This is a genomic window from Aeromonas sp. FDAARGOS 1406, assembly GCF_019048565.1.
GTDB classification, from domain to species: Bacteria; Pseudomonadota; Gammaproteobacteria; order Enterobacterales; family Aeromonadaceae; genus Aeromonas; species Aeromonas caviae.
In genome coordinates this window covers 900,963-922,815 of sequence record NZ_CP077378.1, presented here as the reverse complement: position 1 = coordinate 922,815, position 21,853 = coordinate 900,963, and the positions used below count along the sequence as shown (strand labels likewise).

The window sequence follows — 21,853 nt, the reverse complement described above, 5'->3', positions numbered from 1 at the left end:
GACGCGCGGTTTGGTGGCCCGAAGGGGCGTGATCCAAAGCAAGAAAGTGGGATGTTTTGGTGGCGCAAGGCCCTGTCGCTGGGGTAGTTTCGATAGAACCGACACAGTTTTTGAGGTCTTGTCCATGATCATCTATCTGCATGGCTTTGATGCCACCAGCCCCGGCAATCATGAAAAAGTGCTGCAGTTGCAGTTTATCGATGATGATGTGCGTTTCGTGCACTACAGCACGGTTCACCCCCGCCACGACATGAGCCACCTGCTCAAGGAAGTGAAGAAGCAGCTCGACATGAGCACCGATCCCAAACCCCTCATCTGCGGCGTGGGCCTGGGTGGCTACTGGAGCGAGCGGATCGGGTTTCTGTGCGGCATCAAGCAGGTGGTCTTCAACCCCAACCTGCACCCGGAAGAGAACATGCAGGGCAAGATCGACAGGCCGGAAGAGTACGAGGACATCGGCACCAAGTGTGTAACCGAATTTCGTAATAAAAATTCAGGAAACTGCCTGTGCATCCTTTCCGTCCAGGATGAAATCCGCGATAATCGGGACACTGAACGTGAATTAAAGAACTATTACGACATCGTATGGGATGAGCGCGAGACCCATAAGTTCAAGAACATCTCGCACCATCTGCAACGGATGAAGGCCTTCAAAGAAGCCTGAGCCATCACGTCAACCGATTTCGTTTTAGGGAGCCAATGGCTCCCTTTCGTTTTGAGGAACCAAGGAAAATCATCATGATGAATATTGTCGTTGTAGGCGGTGGCGCCGGTGGTCTCGAGCTTGCGACCAGCCTGGGCCGCAAGCTGGGCAAGAAGAACAAGGCCAGGATCACCCTGGTGGATCGCAATCGCACCCACCTGTGGAAACCCCTGCTGCACGAAGTGGCCACCGGCTCCATGGATGCGGGCATCGATGCCCTGAGCTACCAGTCCCACGCCAAGAACCACGGCTTCGAATTCCAGCTCGGCAGCCTGACCGACATCAAGCGCGACGAGAAACGCATCGTGCTGGCCCCCATCCACGACGAGAGCGGCGCCCTGGTGGTCAACGAGCGGGAAGTGGCTTACGACATTCTGGTGATGGCCATCGGCTCGGTCTCCAACGACTTCAACACCAAGGGCATCAAGGATCACTGCATCTTCCTGGACAGCCCCTCACAGGCGCACCGCTTCTACAACAGCATGATGAACCGCTTCCTGCAGTTCGCCACCGAATACCAGCCCGGTGACAAGGTGAAGATCGCCATCGTCGGCGGCGGCGCCACCGGTGTCGAACTCTCCGCCGAGCTCTACAACGCGGTGGAGCAGCTCTACGCCTACGGCTTCAAGAACCTCACCACAGACAGCCTCAAGGTGACCCTGGTGGAAGCGGGCCCCCGCATCCTGCCTGCCCTGCCGGAGCGCATCAGCGGCTCCGCCCATCAGGAGCTGGTGAAGCTGGGCGTGGACGTGCGCACCGCCACCATGATCACCGAAGCCACCGCCGAGGGTCTGCATACCAAGGATGGGGAGCTGATTGAAGCAGACCTCATGGTGTGGGCCGCGGGCATCAAGGCGCCGGACTTCATGAAGGAGATCGCGGGCCTGGAAACCAACCGCATCAACCAGCTGGTGGTCCACGAGACCCTGCAGACCACCCGGGACGAGAACATCTTCGTCATCGGCGACTGCGCCGCCTGCCCGCAGCCGGACGGCAAGTTCGTGCCGCCCCGCGCCCAGTCCGCCCACCAGATGGCGACCCAGGCGTTCAAGAACATCCTGGCCAAGATGAATGGCGGCGAGATGAAGCCCTACCGCTATCACGATCACGGCTCCCTGGTCTCCTTGAGCCGCTTCTCCACCGTGGGCAGCCTGATGGGCAACCTGATGCGGGGCTCCATGATGGTGGAGGGTTACATCGCCCGCATCGTCTACATCTCCCTCTACCGGATGCACCAGGTGGCCCTGCACGGCTACATCAAGACCGGCCTCATCATGCTGGTGGGCCGCATCAACCGGGTGCTGCGCCCGAGCATGAAGCTGCACTGAGTGCATGGCGGCTGCCGCTGCGAACATCAAAAAGGAGAGGCTTGCCTCTCCTTTTTTTATGGCCGATGCGGGGCGACGCTAGAAACGTCTGCCGTAGTTGAGGGCGAAGAAGTAGAGGGCCGGTGCAGCTGCCGTCGTGTCTGCATCATCAAGGCCCCGCTTTCATCGTGGCCCGGAAGCCCTCTCCCCAGCACCGGTGCCCAAGGTCGCTTTGCGGGGGAAAGTGTCACGACACAGGCCCTATGGATGGCACCTTGATGAACCTGGCGGGCGCTGTGCTTGAAGCCCCTGGCCACGCCGGGCTTATGCTTTGGCAAACGCCTTGCTACCATGACGGCAACGGTGCTTCGCGCACCCAGCCCAACTCACAGGAGACCTCATGATCCTCTCAACCACCCCCACCCTGGAAGGCAAGACCATTCGCGAGTACCGCGGCATCGTCGTGGGCGAAGCCATCCTCGGCGCCAACATCTTCAAGGATCTGTTCGCCGGCATCCGCGACATCATCGGCGGTCGCTCCGGCGCCTACGAAAAAGAGCTGGCCCGGGCCCGGGAGATCGCCTTCGAGGAGCTCAAGGAGCGTGCCCAGGCGCTGGGGGCCAACGCCGTGGTGGGCATCGACATCGACTACGAGGTGGTGGGCCAGAACGGCAGCATGCTGATGGTCAGCATCAGCGGCACCGCCGTGGTAATCTAGCCCGCCAGTGCCCGGCCCTGCATGGCCAAACGCCCCGTCACAAGCCGACCCCGAGGTCGGCTTTTTGTTGGGTGTGACGCGCAAAGGTGGGCGCAAGTGAGTGGGGCTCAAGGCCTGAACGTATCGAACGCTCCGATGGCTCTGGGCTGGCCGGGAATGAGGGAGAAAATGGCCCGGCCCGGAGAAGGTGCGGGAACATGGGGGGGCACAGGGCATGAAGGTCGGCAAAGTTGTTCAATTTTGCTATTCGATAATGAGTTATCGTTTGATATATCTAAACAAAAAATGACCTGTCAGGGGTCGCAGAGCACAGGTCGGGACGAACATGGCGAGGTGCAGGCGGCACTGTACTCGCATCCCGCCCATAAAAAGAGGTCGCCCGGGCGACCTCTTTGTCGTCTGCTAGTTCGCTGCGGATCAGGGCAGGGCATCGGGCCGGAAGGTGTTGCAAGGATCTGTGTCCCTCGTGTCTCAATCGATCAGGGTAATGCATCGGGCCGGAAGCTGGCGCGGATCTGCGGCACCAGGGGGGAGGGGTCGAAGCCTTTCTCCTCCCCGAGCACCGGGTGGAGCAGGGGTTGGTCCCGGATGGGGGTGAGGTCCCCCGCCAGCAGCGGCCTTGTTGCCTGGCCCATCTGGTAGAGCTGGCGCACCGGGTCGAACTGGCGGGCGAGATCCAGCCCGTCCCCGGCCCGGGTGAAGGCCATCATGGGGATCTGGTAGCTGGCATCCCGTGGCGGTTTGGCGCCGTGGATGCCCTTGCCCGCCGACATCAGGAAGGGCTGGTGGTCCCCGAAGGCCACCACCAGGTAGCGCTTGCCGGAGTTGTCCAGGGTCTTGAGCAGCCGCTCCAGGGAGGCCATGGCGTCCACCACCCCGGTGTAGTAGGTGTTGAGCAACTGGGTATCCGCCGGGCTCTGATCCGGGCAGGCGCCGCTGCGTTGCTGGGCCCGGTAGCGATCCCCGTCGAAGGGGCCGTGCCCCTGCATGGTGACCGCGTAGGCGAACAGGGGCTGATCGTCCTGGTTGCTGCGTTTGAGCAGGTGATCGATGAGGGCATCGTCGGAGATGTAGAGCCCCTTGTGCTCGAGGGCGGTGAAGCGGGTATCGAACCAGCGCTCCTGATAGCCGAGAGCCGGGATCGCCTTGGCGCGGCCCCAGAACTTCTCCACATAGGGGTGGGCGAACAGGGTCTGGTAGCCGCTTTGGGCTGCGCTGCGCGCAAGGCCGGGCACCTTGTCCGAGAGGTAGTAGTAGGGCACCACCCCCTGTTTGAGCAGGCCCACCGGCAGGCCGGTGTTCATCTCGAACTCCGCCAGTACCGTCATGCCCCCCGTGGTGGGAGAGTGGATGGTCTTGCGCCATTGGGCCACGCTGGCGGGCAGGCTCAAGGTGGGGGCGGGGGCGCAGAGACGGCCCTGCCAGTCAAGCCAGAGCGACTCGTATTGCAGCACGATCACCAGATCGAAGCGGGGAGCCCTGGGCTGGGCGGGCAGGCTCAGCTCCGGGGTGCGCTCGTTGATCTGCAAGGGGTAGCGAAACACGTTGCCGCTTTGCAGCATCTCGTCCACCAGGTTGAACAGGTAGAGGCCGGGGCCGGCACGGATGATGTCCCTGTGGTAGTTCACCGCCCTGTCCACGTAGCGGATGTTGGCCCCGAGCAGCTTGTTGCCGGTCTGGGTGGCGAACACGCAGAGGGCGAAGAAGGCGGCGGTGGCGGCGGTGGTGCGCAGCAAGCCCCGCAGGATCCAGCGGGAGAGGGCGAAGCGCCACACCAGAAAAAGGAGCCCCAGCACGACGAGCACCGGCACCACAGGGTGCTGATCGAGCAGGATGTGCAGCAGGGCCAGCAGGTTGCCCAGATCGTCCCCCCCCAGCGGCACCCCGTAGATGGCGATCTTCATGAAGTTGGCGAGCAGCCCGATGCCCGAGAGGGCGGTGAAGAGCAGCCCCATATAGAGGCTGAAGCCTGCGAGGGCACAGAGGCTCCAGCCCAGCACCATGCTGCCCCAGGCGAGGTAGTAGTGCTCTGGCCGAAAGCCCGACCAGAACAGGAATTCCCCCAGCTTGAACACCACGAAGCCGTGCAGCAGCACGAAGGTGAGGTTGCCAAGCAGCAGGCTGCCTGCCACCCGGGCGCGGTAGCTTCGGCGCAGCCGCGGCAGCAGGGCCTTGAGCACGGCGGCGCTCACCAGCAGCACCAGCAGCAGGCTGGTCATCAGGTAGAGGAGGTTGAAACCGCGCTCCGGCAGGGTCTGGAGGATCTGGCTGTATTCGGCGCTCTCCGGCCTGTCTGCCAGCAGCAGCCCGATGCGCAGCTGGTAGCGGCTGTCCAGGGCGTCGTCGGGGGCGCGCAGGGCGCTGTTGAGGCTCAGGGTGCAGCGCTCCTTGCGGCACTTCTGGCGCTTGTCCACCGCCTGGCTCAGCTGATCGATGCGCACCCCTTTGTCGTTGAGCAGCTCCACCCGCACCTTGTCCCCCTCCTGCAGGGGTTTGAGCAGTTGCCACTGGCTGCGCACCACCAGATAGAAGCCCCGGTTGTCACTTTTGTAGAGCAGGCTGTAGCGATTGAGGGTAGCGATGGGCTGATCCGCCGGGCCCAGAATGAGGGGGGCGGCACGCCCGAGCCAGCTGACGGGGTTGAGCAGCGGCAGGGCGAGGGTCAGCAGCAGCAGGGCGGTCAGCAGACCCAGCAACAGCCCGGCCAGGGGCTGGGAGGCGGGGCGGTGGCCGGTGACGGGGGCATTCATAAGGGCTCATCCTTGGAGCGGTCATGGCAGCGACGACTGCCTCTATTTTGACCCGATGGTGCGTGGCTTGTTCCTTGATGTCAATTTAATGACAACAAGATGAATATTCCGTGATGAGCACTGTGAAGCAATTTGTGATCCCGATCCGCCAGGGGCACTCATTCTGTGATGAAAGCGTCATCATGAGCCTTTGCTGCTGGTCTGGGAGGGGGGCGCTGTTTAGTCTCTCAGTAACGATTGGAGGTACATGTATGAATCCCAAAGTTGCGGCGCGTCAGGCCAGATTGCTCCAGATGCTGGAGAGCAAAGAAGAGATCCGGATCGGGCGGGAGCGGGACTGCCCCCTGCCGCTGCCCCAGCTCGTCCGGCTGACCGAGGATCACCCGGACGTCGTCAAGGTCTACGGTCACGGGCTCACCGCCGAGGTGTTCCATCTCAAGGTGGAGGGGCACCACTGGTGCCTGAAACGCTGCCGCCAGGACTCTCTGGTGGCCAATGTGGACGGCAAGACCGCCTTTCTCACCGAGCTGGAGCGCCGCCGGGAGATAGAGAGCCTGCGGGAGCTGCACCCCACCATCCTCTCCAACGTGGTCTGCACCAGTTTCGGCTCCGCTCGGGCCGGGGTGCTGGTCTCCCCCTGGCTGCGGGGGGAGCCGGTGCGCACGCTCTGCGAGCGCAACCTGGCGCAGATGCTGGCGGTGGAGGCGGAGCTGGCCCGCTGGGGCTGGTTTGACTGGGATCCGAGCCCGGGCAACCTGCTGGATGACGGCCAGCATATCTCGGTGTTCGATTTTGGCTACATGTGGCCCTTCGATCCCCTGCACGAGTTCAATTCCAACGGCCTCACCGATCCCGACTTCCATGTGCCTGAGCGGCTGGAAACCCGCACCCTCTCCGGGCTCTGGCTGGACGAGGCGGATCCCTTGCCGCTGTTTCGCCGCTGGCGCGAGCTCTGCCTCGCCTGGGCCAGGGGAGAGCTGCAATACCTGTCGCGGGAGGGGGCGAGCGCCCCCGTGCTGGCGCGGATGCAGGGACTGGTGGGGGAGTGGAGTGCGGCGCTGGCAAGCGACGAGGCGCTGGCGGCCAACTGGTGGCGCGACATGTACCGCAGCCATCGGCTCGACATCCTGGACGATCTCAGCGGCAAGAGCTGCGGCCCGCTCACCCTGCGCCGCCTCGACTGGCTGGAGCAGGCGGTACGGGAGCACTTCCCGGCCCTGGTGGACAATCTGGCCCCTGACGAAGCGGGGCTCGGTCAGGCCGGGTTGCTGCAACGGCTGGGAGGGCTGCGCGAGCAGATCCGGGCCAATCAGCTGCCCACCCGGGCCACCCTGGTCACCAGCTGATGGTGGAAGAAGAGTGACAAGAGGGGCGCCGCGGCGCCCCTCTTTGCTGAGTGGGGAAGGCCGCCCCGGGTGATGGGGCGGAGGAGGCTCGTTGTGTGCCAGCGCCGGGGCGACTCAGTCGAGCAGTTCCCGGTGCAGGCAGTTGACGATGTGGCCCGCCTCGTCCTCTTTGACCAGGAAGCAGAGGTTGTGGGCGCTGGCGCCGTAGCAGATCATCCGGATGTTGTGCTCGCGGATGGCGTCGAACACCTGGCTGCCTACCCCGGCCGCCTCGCTCATGCGGTTGCCGATGAGCGCCACCAGGGCGAAGCCGGTCTCCACTTCCACCTTGCACAGCTGGCCGAGCTCCGCCAGCACCTTGTCGTTCAGGATGGGTTCGCCGTTGCTCTGGCTGCCGGTGTGATCCAGGGTCAGGGAGACGCTCACCTCGGAGGTGGTGATGAGATCCACCGAGATGCGGTGACGGGCCAGGATGCCGAACACCTCGGCCAGGAAGCCGTAGGCGTGGAACATGTTGAGGCTGTGCAGGGTCACCAGCACCTGCTGGCGGCGCAGGGCCACGGCCCGGAACAGCGGGTTGCTGCGGGTGGTGGCGCGGATCCAGGTGCCACCGGCGGCGGGGTCCTTGGCGGAGCCCACGAACACCGGGATGTCCTGGCGCAGCGCGGGTTGCAGGGTGGCCGGGTGCAGCACCTTGGCGCCGAAGGTGGCCATCTCCGCCGCCTCCACGAAGCTGATTTCGGGGATGGGGCGGGCGCGGGTGACCAGGCGGGGATCCGTGGTGTAGATGCCGGGCACGTCGGTCCAGATCTCGATGCTGCCTGCGTCCAGGGCCTCGGCCAGGAGGGCCGCGCTGTAGTCGGAGCCGCCACGGCCGAGGGTGGTGGTGCGGCCATCGCCGTCGGCACCGATGAAGCCCTGGGTGATGACCAGGCTGTCACCCAGCAACGGACCCACCGCCTGCTGGCAGAGGGCGCGGGTCGCCGCGAGATCCACGGTGGCCTTGCCAAAGCGGCTGTCGGTGCGCAGCAGTTGGCGCGCATCCTGCCACTGGGCCTTGACCCCGCGCTGGTGCAGGAGTTCGGTGAAGAGACGGGTGGACATCAGCTCGCCGCAGGCGATGAGGCGATCGGCGAGTTCGGCGTCGGTGTGCTGACTGGCCTGGCGGGCCATGGTGCGAATGTCGCCGAGCTGGGCATGGATGAGGGCGCTCACGTCGCTCGGGTTGCCAAGGGCGGCCAGAATGGCCAGCTGGATGTCGGCAAGCCTGGCAAGCTGGGCATCCTGTCCGGCTTCGTCCAGTTCACCCTGAGCCAGGCTCACCAGCAGGTTGGTGACGCCGGCGCTGGCGCTCAGCACCACCACCCGGGTCGCCGGATTGGCCAGCACCACGTCGGCGCAGTGGTTCATGGCCGCGGCATTGGCGACGCTGGTTCCGCCAAACTTGGCGACATTGATCGGGTTCATTGCATACTCCTGTCTCAAGGTGAAAATCCGGTTTCATCGGGCAAATAGAGAGGAGGAGGCAAAAAATGGCAGGAAAACGCGAGGATCCCGGCCAGAAGCACTCCACCTGCAGAGCCCATCCCGTACCGGCCCCAAGTGGGGCGCGGTGTGGGATGACCACTACCGATGACAACCCGGGGGATTCAGCCCCCGCAGCCGACGTGGCGGTGTCCAGTCACTCGCCTCGTCTCGGCGCTGCTCCCCCTGACCCAAGTTCACCGGACACTGGTGTCCTCCCCTGGGCTGCCTGGGCAGCGCTCCTCTTCTGGTGCCACCTGTGACAGGTGGCGTGCATGTACAAATACCTTGGTCTGGATTGCACTGTCAATCGAGTTCGTAAAAAAGAACAAAATTGACGGTAACCAGGCACAAGATCAATCAGTTACGAAATGGTCTTGGACAAAACCTTGGAGCGACGCTGCCAGTTGTAGAAGCGCTGGCGCTCCACCGGCAGATCTTCGACTTCCAGGGGATCGAAGCCCCGCTCCCGGAACCAGTGGATGGAGCGGGTGGTGAGCACGAACAGGCGACGGATGCCGAGCCGCTTGGCCCGCTCGGCCACCTTGGCGATCAGGGTGTCTCCCCGGTTGGAGTTGCGATACTCCGGGTGGATGGCGACGCAGGCCATCTCGGCCATGGCTTCTTCCATGAAGCAATAGAGCGCGGCGCAGCCGATGATGAGGCCGTCCCGCTCGATGATGGTGAACTTGTCTATCTCCATCTCCAGCTGCTCCCGGGAGCGGCGCACCAGGATCCCTTCCTCCTCCAGCGGACGGATGAGATCCAGGATGCCGCCGATGTCCTCAATGGTGGCGGCCCGGGCCCGCTCGGCGCTTTCGCGCACGATCTGGGTACCCAGCCCCTCGCGGCTGAACAGCTCCTGCAGCATGGCGCCGTCGTCCTGATAGCTCACCAGGTGGGAGCGGGGCACGCCACCCCGGCAGGAGGCGATGGCCGCGCGCAGGTAGCGGGCGGTGCCTGACATCTCTTCCCCCGCTTGCTCCAGCGCCACCAGCAGCTCTTCGGCCTGCTCGGGGAAGAGCTCGGAGATGGCCTCCCCGTACCTGTCCATGACCCCCTGGGTGCTGCTGAAGCAGATGAGCTTGTCGGCTTTGAGATCCACCGCCACCCGGCGGGCTACCTCTTCCGAGCTCAGGTTGAAGCTCTCGCCGGTGACCGAGCAGCCGATGGGGGAGATGAGCACCAGGCCGTGCTGATCCAGCTGGCGGGTGATCCCCTCCACATCGATGCGACGCACCCGGCCGCTGTGGCAGAAGTCGATGCCGTCATCCACACCCAGCGGCTGGGCGGTGACGAAGTTGCCGCTCACCACGCTGATGCGGGCCCCCTGCATGGGGGTGTTGGCGAGCCCCATGGAGAGCTGGGCGGTGATGTCGTATTGCAGACCGCCGCACACCTGCTTGATGATGGCGAAACTGGCATCGTCGGTGACCCGGATCCGCTTGTGATACTGGGCCTGGATGCCGGCGCGGGCCAGGGCCTCGTCATTTTGCGGACGCGAACCAAACACCAGTACCAGGCGGATCCCCAAGGTCTGCAGCAGGGCGATGTCGCTGACGATGTTGGCGAAATTGGGGTGACAAATGGCTTCCCCGCCGATCATCAGGACGAAGGTGGCACCCCGGTGCACATTGACATAGGGGGTGGATTGCCGAAAGGCATGGACCAGGCTGGGTTCGCGTTCACGCACGTGTTTCATTCCATAAAAAAGCAGCAATTCGCCCAATATATGAAAATAAATTCACAAATCAAGACTAAATATCGACTTGGTGTTTTTTTGTCGCCATTTTGACCAGTGTGCGAGGGGAGGGGAAGACGCAGGCGAGGGCGGGAGGGTCGCCCCGGGGGCCGCTCCCTGGTTGATCCGGGCTTATAACCTGATATCTTCGGTGTTCCTTTTCGTCAGCCGCATTGCGCGGGGTTTTATACAAGGACAGGGCATATGGAGCAGATTATTTCACCGGCAGAGGCGCTGCCGGGACGGCGGGAAGCACTGGAGATTGGCCAGGTGCACGCGGTAAACGGTCACCCGACCCAGGGGCCCTGGCCCGAGGGGATGGAGCTTGCCTGGTTCGGCATGGGCTGTTTCTGGGGGGGGGAGCGTCTGTTCTGGCAGCAGCCCGGGGTCTATTCCACCGCCGCCGGGTATCAGGGGGGGCTGACCCCCAATCCCACCTACAAGGAGGTGTGCAGCGGCCTGACCGGCCACGCCGAGACGGTGCAGGTGGTGTTCGATCCCAAGGTCATCAGCTATGGGGATCTCGTCAAGCTGTTCTGGGAACACCATGATCCGGCCCAGGGGATGCGCCAGGGTGGCGACATCGGCACCCAGTATCGCTCCGTCATCTTCGTCGGGGACGACACCCAGGAGGCGATTGCCCAGCAGAGCCTGGCCGCCTACCAGCAGGCCATGACGGCGAGCGGTGACGGGCGCACCATCACCACCCGCATCCTGCCGCTGGCCCCCTTCTATTACGCCGAGGATTATCACCAGCAATATCTGGAGAAGAATCCCGAGGGGTATTGCGGCCTGGGGGGCATCGGCGTCTGCCTTCCTCCCAGCCTGAATCGCTGAGGCGTCATTGCATACCACGGGGGCCATCAGGCCCCCGTGTCATTGTGATGAAAAATAATTGAAAAAAATGCGTCAGGTGGGGAACTAAACTGAACCCTGGCTGACCAACAGGGTAGCGACCACGGATGGTTGCCAAGACCAGACACATTTTTTTGCCCCGAAATTCATTACTCTGACAAGCGCGATGAATTGACAATGCTAGCAAGCAGGGCTGCCCGATGAGGCGGCCCTTTTCATTTTTCATTGGGCGTCCCGCCTCACTCCTCGCCTCATTGCATCTCGTCCCCTTGCCGTCACGGCAGGGGTGGGATCAGCTGATGGTGCTGTCGAACAGGTTCTTGATGAGGTCGATGAACTCGATGAGGAAGGCTTGCTGGGCTTCGCTGGGGGCGGACAACCAGACGGCGGAGAGCACCTCTTCCAGGTCGGCGACCACGGCATCGGCCTCCTGCATGATCAGGAAGCGCACCTTGGGGTCGAGCTGGGGGTTCTGCTCGCAGATGGCCATCAGGTTGTCGGCCACCCGGCTGCTCACCAAATCCTCGATGGTCTGGGCACCGCAGCCTTGTTGCTGGTTCTCGAACAGACCCAGACTCTCTACCAGATACTCGATCAGCGCAATGTAACCGTCGCTCTCTACCACCATGATGGCTGCCCTTTCTTCATTGCCTTGGGGAAATGGTGCGTATTTTAGTGGCTGAACCCGTCATGGCAAGCGGCAGTGGAGCCGATGGCGGATAAATTGGACACCGCCGCGCTCCACCGTCTCCAATCCGGTCAGCAGGAAGCCGTGACGCAGGAAGAGAGCGAGGCTGAAGGCGCTCGCCTCCGTGGTGAGGCTGCCAAGTCCCATCTGGCTGGCGGCTGCCAGCACCCGCTCCAGCAGCAGGGTGCCGAGCCCCTGGCGCGGATGATCCGCGCTCACGTAGAGCAGGCTGAGATGACCGTCATCGCTCAGGGTGGCAAAGCCAAGGGGCACATCGTCTTGCTCGATGACCCAGCCATGGTGCTCGCGCAACTGGCTGGCAAGCCCCGGGTGATGGGCGCCCCTGGCCCACTGCTCCACCTGATCCGGGCTGTAGTGTGCAGGCCCCAGGCGGCGTACCGACTGCTCGAACAGATCCAGCAGCCTTGGTATGTGCGCCTCCTCGAGGGGGACGATGCGGGAAGAAGAAAGAGACGGCATGGGTCAACCCTCCCTGATGGTCGCGCGGGGGGCCTGGGGCCGCTTCGCCCTGGGCAGGCCCGCCACCACCCGCTCATAGGAGTGGACTATCCAGCCCTGCCAAAGATCGTCAGACAGGCCTTCACTCAGTGTCACCGTGTTCCAGTGCTGCTTGTTCATGTGCCAGCCCGGTTTCACCTCGGGGTGGATCTCCCGCAGCAGCAGGGCGAGCTCGGGTTCGCACTTCAGGTTGATGGAGAGGGGCTCCGCCTGCCAGTCCACCAGGGCAAACATCTTGCCGGCGATGCGGTAGACCAGGATCTCCGGGCCGAAGGGGGTGTCCTCGGTGGCGCCGGGCTGGCTGAGCAAAAATTCACGCAATTGAACGAGGGTCATGGGGACTCCAGGCTGGTCCGATCATGGTGGAAGCATGTTCACCGGGGTGAGCCTTCTGTTAATATGCGCGCCGAGTATACCCCCCATCACCCCGGGAGCCCATGAGATGTTGTACCACAAGACCTTTGAACTGGGTCCCGATCGGGATTGGGTGGTGTTCGTGCACGGTGCGGGCGGCAGCTCCTCCATCTGGTTCAAGCAGTTGCGGGCCTACCGGGAGCACTTCAACGTGCTGCTGCTGGACCTTCGCGGTCACGGCCAGTCCAACCAGCTGCAGCAGGTGGTAAAGGGGCACTACAGCTTTCGGGCCGTGACCGAGGACATCCTGCGCCTGCTGGATCACCTGCGCATCCCCCACGCCCATTTTGTCGGCATCTCCCTTGGCACCATCCTCATCCGCCACCTGGCGGAGCTTCGCCCCGAGCGGGTCAAGAGCATGGTGCTCGGCGGCGCCATCCTGCGTCTCGACATCCGCTCCCGGGTGCTGGTGCAGCTTGGCCGCCTCGGCCAGCACTTCCTGCCCTACATGTGGCTCTACCGCCTGTTCGCCTTCATCATCATGCCGCGCCAGCACCATCAGGAGTCCCGCAACCTCTTCGTGCGCGAGGCCAGAAAGCTGTGCCAGAAGGAGTTCAAGCGCTGGTTCCGTCTCGCCACCGAGGTGAACCCCCTGATGCGCTACTTTCGCGAGCGGGCCCTGCCCATTCCCACCCTCTACGTGATGGGGGAGGAGGATCACATGTTCCTCGCCCCGGTGCGCGAGCAGGTAGCCCGCGACCCTTACAGTTGCCTCGAAATTATCGAAAAGTGCGGCCACGTCTGCAACGTGGAGCAGCCGGATCACTTCAACCGCCAGTCCCTGGCGTTTCTCTCCCGTCAGGCGGCGTCATCCGCCCTTTGAGGCCCGGCAAGGGCCTCAGATGAAGTAGTGGCCAATCTCCAGATAGCGCTGGCGGATGTGCTCGATGAGCAGCCTTATCTTGCGCGGCGGCTGGCGGGTGAAGGGGTAGACGGCGTAGATGCCGAGCTTCTTGCCCACCCGGTCGGGAAACAAGTCCACCAGATCCCCCTGCATCAGGTCGTGATAGACCAGACAGCGCGGCACATAGACGATGCCGCGCCCCCCCAGCGCCGCCTTGCGCAGGGCCCCGGCGTTGTCGGTTGAAAAGCTCCCCGACACCGACACCAGATAGTTGCCCTCTTCCCCCTTGAAGGCCCACTCCGAGGCCCCCGTGCTCTGGTAGGCGTAGCGCAGGCAGTTGTGGGCGAGCAAGTCTGATGGCTCGCGCGGTGCCCCGAAGCGGCGCACATAGGCGGGGGCGGCGCAGATCACCCACTGGGAGTCGAGAATGTGGCGGGCAATCATGCTCGAGTCATCCAGATAGCCGGTGCGAATGACCAGGTCGAATCCCTCTTCCACCAGGTTGACGAAGCGGTTGTCCAGCGACATCTCCACCGTGAGCCCCGGGTGCTGCTGGCAAAAATCGGCCACCGCATCGGCCAGCAGCAGCTCGCCGGAGATGGTGGGCACCGACATCCGCACATGGCCGCTCACCTTTTCACCAAAACCCGCCACCGCATCGAAGGCGTCCAGTGCGGCGGCCTTCACATTTTTGGCACCCTGATAGAGCTCCTTGCCCGCCTCGCTCAGGGTGAGCCGGCGGGTGGTGCGATAGAGGAGCTGCACCCCGAGCTCCTCTTCAAGACGCCCGATCCGTTTACTAACTACTGAATTTGTCAGGGAATTTTGTTCAGCCACCTTGCTGAAGGAGCCGGCCTCCACCACCTGGGCGAAGAGGATGAGGTCGTCGGTACTGGCCATATTGATCAACTTTTGGAACGAATGTTGTTCATTATTTCCATATATCGTGAAAAAGGAACAGGGTAAGGTCACGTCCGCTTAACAAAACAACAACAAGGTGCGCCTCTGCACCCCTCTGGACAAGGACGAAATGATGACAGACACCCTGCTGGCCCTGGTGGCCTTCTCGCCGATCCTAGTGGCCGCCGTGCTGCTGGTCGGCCTCAACTGGCCCGCCAAGCGCGCCATGCCCGTCGCCTTCCTGTTGACCGTGTTCATTGCCCTGTGGGGCTGGCAGATGAGCCCGACCCGGGTCTTCGCCTCCACCCTGCAGGGGCTGGTGATCACGGTGACCGTGCTCTGGATCGTGTTCGGCGCCATCCTGATGCTCAACACCCTGAAACACACCGGTGCCATCACCGCCATTCGCGGCGGTTTCACCAACATCTCGCCGGACCGGCGCATCCAGGCCATCATCATCGCCTGGTGCTTCGGCGCCTTTATCGAAGGGGCCTCGGGTTTTGGCACCCCGGCTGCCATCGTCGCGCCCCTGCTGGTGGCCATCGGCTTCCCGGCGCTCGCCGCCGTGCTGCTCGGCATGATGATCCAGTCCACCCCGGTGTCGTTCGGCGCGGTGGGCACCCCCATCCTGGTGGGCATCAACAAGGGGCTGGATAACCAGGCCATCGGCCAGACCTTGAGCGCCGGTGGCAGCAGCTGGGACATCTACCTGCAACAGGTGACCACCAACGTGGCCCTCATTCACGCCACCGTCGGCACCCTGATGCCGGTGCTGATGGTGATGATGCTGACCCGCTTCTTCGGCCGCAACCGCAGCTGGACCGAGGGGCTCTCCATCCTGCCGTTTGCGATTTTCGCCGGGCTCGCCTTCACCGTCCCCTATGCCCTCACCGGCATGCTGCTCGGCCCCGAGTTCCCGTCCCTCATCGGCGGTCTGGTGGGGCTGGCCCTGGTGGTGACGGCGGCGCGAGCCGGTTTTCTGGTGCCCAAGAACTCCTGGGATTTCGCCCCCGAGAGCGAATGGCCCGCCGAGTGGCTGGGCTCCTTGAAGCTCGATCTCAAAGAGGCCGCCGGCCGCCCCATGTCGCTCATGCTGGCCTGGTTTCCCTATGTGGCGCTGGCGCTCCTGCTGGTGGCGAGCCGGGTGAGCCCGGAGTTCAAGGCGAGCCTCCTGTCGGTGAGCCTCGCCTTCACGGATCTGCTGGGAGAGACGGGGGTCAGCGCGTCCATTGAGCCGCTCTACCTGCCGGGGGGCCTGCTGGTGCTCTGCGCCCTGCTCGCCACCTGGCTGCAATCGCGCTCCCTCGCCCCCTTCGGGCGGGCACTGGGGGAGTCCAGCCGCACCCTGATCGGCGCCGGCTTCGTGCTGATTTTCACCGTGCCCATGGTGCGTATCTTCATCAACTCCGGCGTCAACGGGGCGGATCTCGCCAGCATGCCGGTGACCACCGCCAACTTTGCCGCCGGGCTGGTGGGGGAGTTCTTCCCGGCCCTCAGCGCCACCATCGGCGCGCTGGGGGCCTTTATCGCCGGCTCCAACACGGTATCGAACATGATGTTCAGCCAGTTCCAGTTCGAGGTGGCCCAGACCCTGGGGGTCTCCACCGCCGCCATGCTGGCCCTGCAGGCCGTCGGCGCCGCTGCGGGCAACATGATTGCCATTCACAACGTGGTGGCGGCCTCGGCCACCGTGGGGCTGCTCGGCCGTGAGGGGGCGACGCTGCGCAAGACGGCGCTGCCGACCCTCTACTACCTGCTGGTCACCGGCCTTATCGGGCTGGCGCTCATGTACAGCTTCCACATCTCGGACGCACTGCTGCAGCTCAAGTAAGGAGAGCAAGTGATGAAGGTAATGCGGGTCTACCCGGCCAAGCCGGCCGATGTCTATCTCTACGCCACCTGTCTGGTGGACCTGTTCGACCCGGTGGCGGGGCTCGATGCCATCGCCCTGATCGAGCGGGAAGGGATAAGGGTGCACTTTGTCGAGAAACAGACCTGCTGCGGGCAGCCGGCCTACACCTCGGGTCACGAGGAGGAGGCGCGCAAGGTGGCGCAAAGCCAGATGGCGCTCTTCCCCGAGCCCTGGCCGGTGGTGGTGCTGTCGGGCTCCTGCGGCGGCATGATGCACCACCACTACCGCCGCCTCTTCCCCGAGAGCCCCAAGGTGGCGGATTTTTGCGATCGGGTGTTCGAGCTCACTGAGTTTCTGGCCCGGATCTGCCGGGTGCGCTGGCACGGGGTGGGGGAGGCGAGCATCGTCATGCACACCTCCTGCTCGGCCCGGCGCGAGATGCAGGTACACACCACGGCCCGCAGCCTGCTGGGGCAGCTCGATGGCGTCACCTTGCATGAACAGGCCTACGAGAGCGAGTGCTGCGGCTTTGGCGGCACCTTCTCGGTGCGCCACCCTCACATCAGCCAGGCCATGGTGGAGGACAAGACCCGCCACCTGCTGGCCACCGGCGCCGAGACCCTGGTGAGCGCCGACTGGGGGTGCCTCTTGAACATCAAGGGATCCCTGGCCTATCAGGGCAGGATCTTGCCTGCCACCCACTTGGCGAGCTTCCTGCTCGCCCACAGCCGCCCCGAGAGTGACGAAATAGCTCATAACGGCGCCGCTGTTAGCGATTTGGCTCATACCAAAGAGGCCCTGCCCCATGTCTGATCACGCCAAGTATTCGCCGCGCCGCTTCCATCCCCAGGCCGAGGCGGCCCTGGCCGACCCCGTGCTGCGCCAGAATTTTCGCGGCGCCATGGATTACCTGCGCGCCAAGCGCCGGGATGCCTTCGCCGACCCGCAGGAAGAAGCGGCGGTGCGCGATGCGGCGGAGCAAATTCGCCAGCGCTGTCTCTCGCGTCTGCCGGACCTTTTGGATCAGCTCGAAGCCAACTGCGAGCGCAACGGCATCCGGGTGCACTGGGCCCAGACGCCGGCCGAGGCCAACGCCATCATCCTCGGCATCGCCCAACAACACGGGGTGAGCAGCATCGTCAAGGGCAAGTCCATGGTGAGCGAGGAGATAGGCTTCAACCACGAGATGGCGCGCCACGGCATCCGCTGCCTTGAGAGCGACATGGGGGAGTTTATCGTCCAGCTCGACGGCGACACCCCGTCCCACATCATCATGCCCGCCATCCACAAGAACAAGCAGGAGGTGAGCGACACCTTCGCCGGCAACCTGGAAGGCTTCACCCCCACCACGGACGTGGACGCCCTGATCCAGACCGGGCGGCGGGCCCTGCGCGAAGAGTTTCGCCGCGCCGGCATGGGGCTCTCCGGCGTCAACTTCGCGGTGGCTGAGACCGGCAGCCTGTGTCTCGTCGAGAACGAGGGCAACGGGCGCATGTGCACCACGGTGCCGAAAGTCCACGTGGCCATCACCGGCATCGAGAAGGTGGTGGAGTGCCTATCCGACGTGCCGCCCCTCTACAGCGCCCTGACCCGCTCGGCCACCGGACAGGCCATCACGACTTACTTCAACGTCATCAGCGGCCCGCGCCGGGCAGGGGAGCTGGACGGCCCGGACGAGGTGCACCTGGTGCTGCTGGACAACGGCCGCAGCCAGGCTTACCGGGATGAGGAGCTGCGCAAGACCTTGCAGTGCATCCGCTGCGGCGCCTGCATGAACCACTGCCCGGTCTACACCCGCATCGGCGGCCACGCCTATGGCACTATCTACCCGGGCCCCATCGGCAAAATCATCTCCCCCCACCTGCTGGGGTTAGAGAGCACGAGCGATCTGGTGACGGCCTCGAGCCTGTGCGGCGCCTGCGGCGAGGTGTGCCCGGTGCGCATCCCCATTCCCGACATGCTGCAGCGCCTGCGCCGGGAGGCCAAGCACGACGCACAGCCCGGCCACGAACCGCTGGCGGGGCAGGGGGCGGCCAAAAGCCGACTTGAGACCCTCGCCATGCAGGGCTTTGCCTTTGCCGCCACCCACCCGCGCCTCTACCACGCCGCAACCGGGGTGGCCGGTCGCCTGCGGGGCTTGATGCCCAAACACCTGGGCCCCTGGACCCAGTGCCGCGAAGCCCCCAAACCCGCCCCCCAGAGCCTGCACGCCCTGCTGCGCCAGAAGAAGAAGGAGTCCTGAGATGTCGAGCAAAGAGGCCATATTAAGCCGCCTGCGCGGCGCCGCCGCCCCCATGGCCCACGCCCCCCATGGCTGGCAGCCTTGGCGCGGGGAGGATGATCAGGCGCGGCGTGAGCGCTTTGTTGCCGGGATCAGCGCCAGCCACGCCGAGATCCTCACAGTCCAACAGGCAACCCTGGCCCGGGATCTGAGCGCCTGGCTGGATGGGGAAGCAATAACGCATCTGGCCTGTGGTCAGGGCGGCCGTTGGCAGGAGGAGGTCGCGGCCGCTTGCGACGGGCGATCTGTGTTGACCCCCTCTGGCGAGTTCGCGAGCTGGAAAGACGATCTGTTCGACGTCTGTCAGGCGGGTATTACCCACTGCGCGGGGGCCATCGCCGATACCGGTACGCTCGTATTGCTGCCCGATGGCGGCGAGCCGCGCACCCTCTCGCTTGTGCCCCCCTGCCATATCGCCCTGCTGGCGGCCTCCACCATAACCGACAACCTGGCGGGGCTGGTGGAAGCCGGGCGCTGGCAGCAGGCCATGCCCACCAATCTGCTGCTGGTCTCAGGCCCCTCCAAGACCGCCGACATCCAGCAGACCCTGGCCTACGGCGCCCACGGCCCGAGTCGCCTGCTGGTGGTGCTGGTGGAGGATTGCTGATGCGCTGGAATGAATTTGACGCCGCCGTGCTCTCGCGCATCCCGCCGGAGCGGTTGGTGAGCGACCCGGACTTGCGATTGGCCCACGGCACGGACGCCAGCTTCTACCGCCTGGTGCCCGAGCGCATCGTGCGCCTCGACTCTTTGGATGAAGTGTGTTTCGTGCTGGGGGTGTGCCGCGAATTGGGCCTGCCGTGTACCTTTCGCGCCGCCGGCACCAGCCTCTCGGGCCAGGCCCTGAGCGAATCGGTGCTCATCACCCTGACCGACAGCTGGCGCGGCCACCGCATTCTGGACGAGGGCGAGCGCATCGCCCTGCAACCCGGGGTGATCGGTGCCGATGCCAACCGCTATCTGGCACCTCTGGGGCGCAAGATTGGGCCGGATCCCGCCTCCATCAACGCCTGCAAGCTGGGTGGCATCGCCGCCAACAACGCGAGCGGCATGTGCTGCGGCACCGCCCACAACAGCTACCACACCTTGCACGCCATGACCCTGCTGCTGGCCGATGGCACCGTGTTGGACAGTGGCGATCCGCAAAGCCGCGCCGCCTTTGCGGCTGTGCGCCCGGAGCTGCTCACGGGGCTTGCCGCCCTGCGCGCCGAGGTGCTGGCGAACGCCGAGCTTGCCGCCAAGATCCGCCACAAGTACCGGCTCAAGAACACCACCGGCTACGCCATCAACGCCCTGCTCGACCATGAAGATCCCGTCGATATCCTCACCCACCTGATGATTGGCTCGGAGGGGACCCTCGGCTTTATCGCCGAGGTGGTGCTCGATACCGTGCCCGAATACCCCCACAAGGCCTCGGCCCTGCTGGTGTTCCGGGATGCCGAGCAGGCCTGTCTGGCCACCTCGCGGCTCAAAGCTGCGCCGGTGGCGGCGGTGGAGCTGATGGATGGGCGCTCCCTTCGCTCGGTGGCGGGCAAGCCCGGCCTGCCGGACTTTATCAAGACCCTGGATCTGGCTGCCTGCGCCCTGCTTGTGGAGGTGCATGGGGAATCGAAGGAAGAGCTGGTGGATCGCTGCGAGCAGGTGACGGCCATGGCCGCCGAGTTCGTTCAGGTCGCCTCTGTGCCTTTTACCAGCGACAGCGCCGGGCTCTGGGCCATTCGCAAGGGGCTTTTCCCGGCGGTGGGGGCGGTGCGCACCACCGGCACCACCGTCATCATCGAGGATGTTGCCTTTCCCATCGAGCGTCTGGCGGAAGGGGTGGCGGGGTTGCAGCAACTGTTTGATCGCTTCGAGTACGGTGAGGCGATCATCTTCGGCCACGCGCTGGAGGGGAATCTGCACTTCGTCTTTACCCAGGGCTTTGATGATCCGGCCCAGGTGGCCCGCTACGGCGCCTTTATGGATGCGGTGGCCGAGCTGGTCGCGGTGCGCTTTGGCGGGTCCCTCAAGGCCGAGCACGGCACCGGCCGCAACATGGCCCCCTATGTAGAGCTGGAATGGGGGCCGGAGGGGATGGCGCTGATGCGCCGCATCAAGGCGCTGCTGGACCCCGATAACCTGCTCAATCCCGGCGTCATCATCAACGACGACCCCAAGGCCCACCTGGCCCATCTCAAACCCATGCCGGCGAGCGATGCCATCGTCGATCCGTGCATCGAGTGCGGCTTTTGCGAGGCGGTCTGCCCCTCGCGCACCCTGTCGCTGTCGCCGCGCCAGCGCATCGTGCTCTATCGCGAACTGGCCCGCCGCACTCGTGCCGATGAGCCCTCCAACCAGCTGGCCCGGCTGTTTGACTATCAGGGCATCGATACCTGCGCCGCCACCGGGCTCTGCGCCGATCGCTGCCCGGTCGGCATCAACACCGGAGCGCTCATCAAGAAGCTGCGCACAGACAAATATCAGCGCTTCGTGCCCATCGCCCGCTGGAGCGCCGATCACTTCGCCGGCGTTACCCGCACGGCACGCGGAGCCCTCGGCCTAAAAGCCATTGCCGGGAAGGTGTTGGGAGAGAAAGCGCTGGCAGGATTGGTGAACGGGGTTCGCCATCTGAGCGGCCAGCGCACACCCGCCTGGCTGCCCACACTGCCGGGGCCGAGCCGCTACCAGTGGCCACAAGGGGAGGGGAGCAATGACGAAGCAAGGGATCGCACCGTGGTCTATTTGCCGTCGTGCGCCAGCCGGGTGTTCGGCCAGCAGGAGAATGCCCCGTCACAGCCACAGGTGGTGCAATCCCTGCTCAAGAAGGCGGGCTGCCGGGTGATAGTGCCGCAAGGCATTGAGGGGCTCTGCTGTGGCATGCCCTATGACAGCAAAGGAATGATGGATCTGGCAGAGGCCAAGCGTACTGAGCTGGCCGAGGTATTGTGGCAGGCAAGCGAGCATGGGCGCTGGCCCGTGCTGCTCGACACCAGCCCCTGCGTGCAGCGGTTGCTCTCGGGGGCGCTCGGCAAGGGCCTTCGGGTGTTCGAGCCCTCCGCTTTTGTGCTGGAACACCTGCTGCCCCACCTTGAGCTGACCCCCATCGATGAGACCGTCATGCTCCATATCACCTGCAGCAGCCGGCGCATGGGGCTGGGGGATAAGATGCTGGCGGTGGCCCGCGCCTGTGCCCGCGAGGTGATCGTGCCAGAGCATATCCAGTGCTGCGGCTTTGCCGGTGACAAGGGGTTGATGACCCCGGAGCTCAACGCCGCGGCGCTTGCCAGCCTGCCCGCCCAGGTGCCCAGGGATTGCCGTCAGGGATTCAGCAATAGCCGCACCTGTGAAATGGGACTCAGCCAGCACGCTGGCATTCCCTATCACAGCATTCTCTATCTGGTGGATCAGGCGGCGAGATAGGGGAAAAAAACG

18 protein-coding genes and 1 riboswitch are annotated in these 21,853 nt (G+C 64.4%); of the genes, 11 read left to right on the top strand and 7 right to left on the bottom strand.

What is annotated here, in order from left to right; genetic code table 11:
- Positions 1-124 precede the first annotated feature (124 nt).
- The 3 genes from ycfP to I6L36_RS04140 all read left to right on the top strand — a co-directional run bounded on the left by ycfP (position 125) and on the right by I6L36_RS04140 (position 2,728).
- Positions 125-664 (top strand): alpha/beta hydrolase YcfP, encoded by a 540-nt coding sequence (ycfP, locus tag I6L36_RS04150; protein ID WP_005331594.1) that lies wholly within the window; start codon positions 125-127, stop codon positions 662-664.
- Positions 665-738: 74 nt separating this feature from the next.
- Positions 739-2,031 carry an NAD(P)/FAD-dependent oxidoreductase gene (locus I6L36_RS04145; protein ID WP_041212859.1) on the top strand — a complete coding sequence of 431 codons (1,293 nt, stop codon included), beginning with the start codon at positions 739-741 and terminating at the stop codon, positions 2,029-2,031.
- 379 nt (positions 2,032-2,410) lie between these two features.
- Positions 2,411-2,728 carry a heavy metal-binding domain-containing protein gene (locus I6L36_RS04140; RefSeq protein ID WP_010674360.1) on the top strand — a complete coding sequence of 106 codons (318 nt, stop codon included), beginning with the start codon at positions 2,411-2,413 and terminating at the stop codon, positions 2,726-2,728.
- 479 nt (positions 2,729-3,207) lie between these two features.
- On the opposite strand, the gene I6L36_RS04135 is transcribed toward I6L36_RS04140, so the two are convergent.
- Positions 3,208-5,478 (bottom strand): LTA synthase family protein, encoded by a 2,271-nt coding sequence (locus I6L36_RS04135; RefSeq protein ID WP_216986984.1) that lies wholly within the window; start codon positions 5,476-5,478, stop codon positions 3,208-3,210.
- Positions 5,479-5,729: 251 nt separating this feature from the next.
- Here I6L36_RS04135 and I6L36_RS04130 point away from each other — a divergent pair, with 251 nt between their 5' ends.
- Positions 5,730-6,824, top strand: coding sequence for a hypothetical protein (locus I6L36_RS04130; protein WP_109113270.1), 1,095 nt, complete (start codon positions 5,730-5,732; stop codon positions 6,822-6,824).
- Positions 6,825-6,938: 114 nt separating this feature from the next.
- Here the strand turns inward: I6L36_RS04130 and lysC are convergent, their stop codons facing one another.
- Entirely contained in the window at positions 6,939-8,291 is a 1,353-nt protein-coding gene (lysC, locus tag I6L36_RS04125; protein WP_010674363.1) for a lysine-sensitive aspartokinase 3, read from the bottom strand.
- An 87-nt stretch (positions 8,292-8,378) separates the two neighbouring features.
- Positions 8,379-8,603, bottom strand: a riboswitch (Lysine riboswitch).
- Positions 8,604-8,712: 109 nt separating this feature from the next.
- On the bottom strand, positions 8,713-10,041 hold the full coding sequence (gene argA / locus I6L36_RS04120; protein WP_109113249.1) for an amino-acid N-acetyltransferase: 1,329 nt from the start codon (positions 10,039-10,041) through the stop codon (positions 8,713-8,715).
- Between the two features lie 252 nt (positions 10,042-10,293).
- Here argA and msrA point away from each other — a divergent pair, with 252 nt between their 5' ends.
- Positions 10,294-10,926 carry a peptide-methionine (S)-S-oxide reductase MsrA gene (gene msrA / locus I6L36_RS04115; RefSeq protein WP_109113230.1) on the top strand — a complete coding sequence of 211 codons (633 nt, stop codon included), beginning with the start codon at positions 10,294-10,296 and terminating at the stop codon, positions 10,924-10,926.
- A 310-nt stretch (positions 10,927-11,236) separates the two neighbouring features.
- Here the strand turns inward: msrA and I6L36_RS04110 are convergent, their stop codons facing one another.
- Genes I6L36_RS04110 through I6L36_RS04100 form a run of 3 tightly spaced genes read right to left on the bottom strand, consistent with a single transcriptional unit; the run spans position 11,237 to position 12,487 of the window.
- Positions 11,237-11,572, bottom strand: a complete 336-nt coding sequence (locus tag I6L36_RS04110) for a DUF3802 family protein (protein ID WP_109113229.1) — start codon at positions 11,570-11,572, stop codon at positions 11,237-11,239.
- A 60-nt stretch (positions 11,573-11,632) separates the two neighbouring features.
- Positions 11,633-12,112 carry a GNAT family N-acetyltransferase gene (locus I6L36_RS04105; protein ID WP_049636987.1) on the bottom strand — a complete coding sequence of 160 codons (480 nt, stop codon included), beginning with the start codon at positions 12,110-12,112 and terminating at the stop codon, positions 11,633-11,635.
- Positions 12,113-12,115: 3 nt separating this feature from the next.
- Entirely contained in the window at positions 12,116-12,487 is a 372-nt protein-coding gene (locus I6L36_RS04100; RefSeq protein ID WP_039038958.1) for an MmcQ/YjbR family DNA-binding protein, read from the bottom strand.
- Between the two features lie 106 nt (positions 12,488-12,593).
- On the opposite strand from I6L36_RS04100, the gene I6L36_RS04095 reads away from it, so the two are divergent.
- Entirely contained in the window at positions 12,594-13,388 is a 795-nt protein-coding gene (locus I6L36_RS04095) for an alpha/beta fold hydrolase (protein WP_104452773.1), read from the top strand.
- 15 nt (positions 13,389-13,403) lie between these two features.
- Here the strand turns inward: I6L36_RS04095 and I6L36_RS04090 are convergent, their stop codons facing one another.
- On the bottom strand, positions 13,404-14,381 hold the full coding sequence (locus tag I6L36_RS04090) for a LysR family transcriptional regulator (protein WP_109113127.1): 978 nt from the start codon (positions 14,379-14,381) through the stop codon (positions 13,404-13,406).
- A gap of 61 nt (positions 14,382-14,442) precedes the next feature.
- On the opposite strand from I6L36_RS04090, the gene I6L36_RS04085 reads away from it, so the two are divergent.
- From I6L36_RS04085 to I6L36_RS04065, 5 genes are read left to right on the top strand one after another with little or no spacing between them, the layout of a single operon-like run.
- Positions 14,443-16,140, top strand: coding sequence for an L-lactate permease (locus I6L36_RS04085; RefSeq protein WP_109113128.1), 1,698 nt, complete (start codon positions 14,443-14,445; stop codon positions 16,138-16,140).
- Between the two features lie 12 nt (positions 16,141-16,152).
- Positions 16,153-16,974 carry a (Fe-S)-binding protein gene (locus I6L36_RS04080; protein WP_109113129.1) on the top strand — a complete coding sequence of 274 codons (822 nt, stop codon included), beginning with the start codon at positions 16,153-16,155 and terminating at the stop codon, positions 16,972-16,974.
- A complete protein-coding gene (locus I6L36_RS04075; RefSeq protein WP_216986983.1) occupies positions 16,967-18,403 on the top strand; it encodes a LutB/LldF family L-lactate oxidation iron-sulfur protein in 1,437 nt (478 codons plus the stop codon). Before I6L36_RS04080 ends, I6L36_RS04075 begins: the two co-directional genes overlap by 8 nt.
- Position 18,404: 1 nt before the next feature.
- Positions 18,405-19,049, top strand: a complete 645-nt coding sequence (locus I6L36_RS04070) for an LUD domain-containing protein (RefSeq protein WP_109113211.1) — start codon at positions 18,405-18,407, stop codon at positions 19,047-19,049.
- Positions 19,049-21,841: an FAD-binding and (Fe-S)-binding domain-containing protein gene (locus I6L36_RS04065; RefSeq protein ID WP_109113212.1), complete on the top strand. Its 2,793-nt coding sequence runs from the start codon at positions 19,049-19,051 to the stop codon at positions 21,839-21,841. Before I6L36_RS04070 ends, I6L36_RS04065 begins: the two co-directional genes overlap by 1 nt.
- Positions 21,842-21,853: the final 12 nt, after the last annotated feature.

What these genes read in the sequence shown, in the direction of transcription:
- ycfP (WP_005331594.1), top strand. Translation starts at nt 125, where the DNA reads ATGATCATCTATCTGCATGGCTTTGATGCCACCAGCCCCGGCAATCAT.
- I6L36_RS04145 (WP_041212859.1), top strand. Translation starts at nt 739, where the DNA reads ATGATGAATATTGTCGTTGTAGGCGGTGGCGCCGGTGGTCTCGAGCTT.
- I6L36_RS04140 (WP_010674360.1), top strand. Translation starts at nt 2,411, where the DNA reads ATGATCCTCTCAACCACCCCCACCCTGGAAGGCAAGACCATTCGCGAG.
- I6L36_RS04135 (WP_216986984.1), bottom strand. Translation starts at nt 5,478, where the DNA reads ATGAATGCCCCCGTCACCGGCCACCGCCCCGCCTCCCAGCCCCTGGCC.
- I6L36_RS04130 (WP_109113270.1), top strand. Translation starts at nt 5,730, where the DNA reads ATGAATCCCAAAGTTGCGGCGCGTCAGGCCAGATTGCTCCAGATGCTG.
- lysC (WP_010674363.1), bottom strand. Translation starts at nt 8,291, where the DNA reads ATGAACCCGATCAATGTCGCCAAGTTTGGCGGAACCAGCGTCGCCAAT.
- msrA (WP_109113230.1), top strand. Translation starts at nt 10,294, where the DNA reads ATGGAGCAGATTATTTCACCGGCAGAGGCGCTGCCGGGACGGCGGGAA.
- I6L36_RS04110 (WP_109113229.1), bottom strand. Translation starts at nt 11,572, where the DNA reads ATGGTGGTAGAGAGCGACGGTTACATTGCGCTGATCGAGTATCTGGTA.
- I6L36_RS04105 (WP_049636987.1), bottom strand. Translation starts at nt 12,112, where the DNA reads ATGCCGTCTCTTTCTTCTTCCCGCATCGTCCCCCTCGAGGAGGCGCAC.
- I6L36_RS04100 (WP_039038958.1), bottom strand. Translation starts at nt 12,487, where the DNA reads ATGACCCTCGTTCAATTGCGTGAATTTTTGCTCAGCCAGCCCGGCGCC.
- I6L36_RS04095 (WP_104452773.1), top strand. Translation starts at nt 12,594, where the DNA reads ATGTTGTACCACAAGACCTTTGAACTGGGTCCCGATCGGGATTGGGTG.
- I6L36_RS04085 (WP_109113128.1), top strand. Translation starts at nt 14,443, where the DNA reads ATGACAGACACCCTGCTGGCCCTGGTGGCCTTCTCGCCGATCCTAGTG.
- I6L36_RS04080 (WP_109113129.1), top strand. Translation starts at nt 16,153, where the DNA reads ATGAAGGTAATGCGGGTCTACCCGGCCAAGCCGGCCGATGTCTATCTC.
- I6L36_RS04075 (WP_216986983.1), top strand. Translation starts at nt 16,967, where the DNA reads ATGTCTGATCACGCCAAGTATTCGCCGCGCCGCTTCCATCCCCAGGCC.
- I6L36_RS04070 (WP_109113211.1), top strand. Translation starts at nt 18,405, where the DNA reads ATGTCGAGCAAAGAGGCCATATTAAGCCGCCTGCGCGGCGCCGCCGCC.
- I6L36_RS04065 (WP_109113212.1), top strand. Translation starts at nt 19,049, where the DNA reads ATGCGCTGGAATGAATTTGACGCCGCCGTGCTCTCGCGCATCCCGCCG.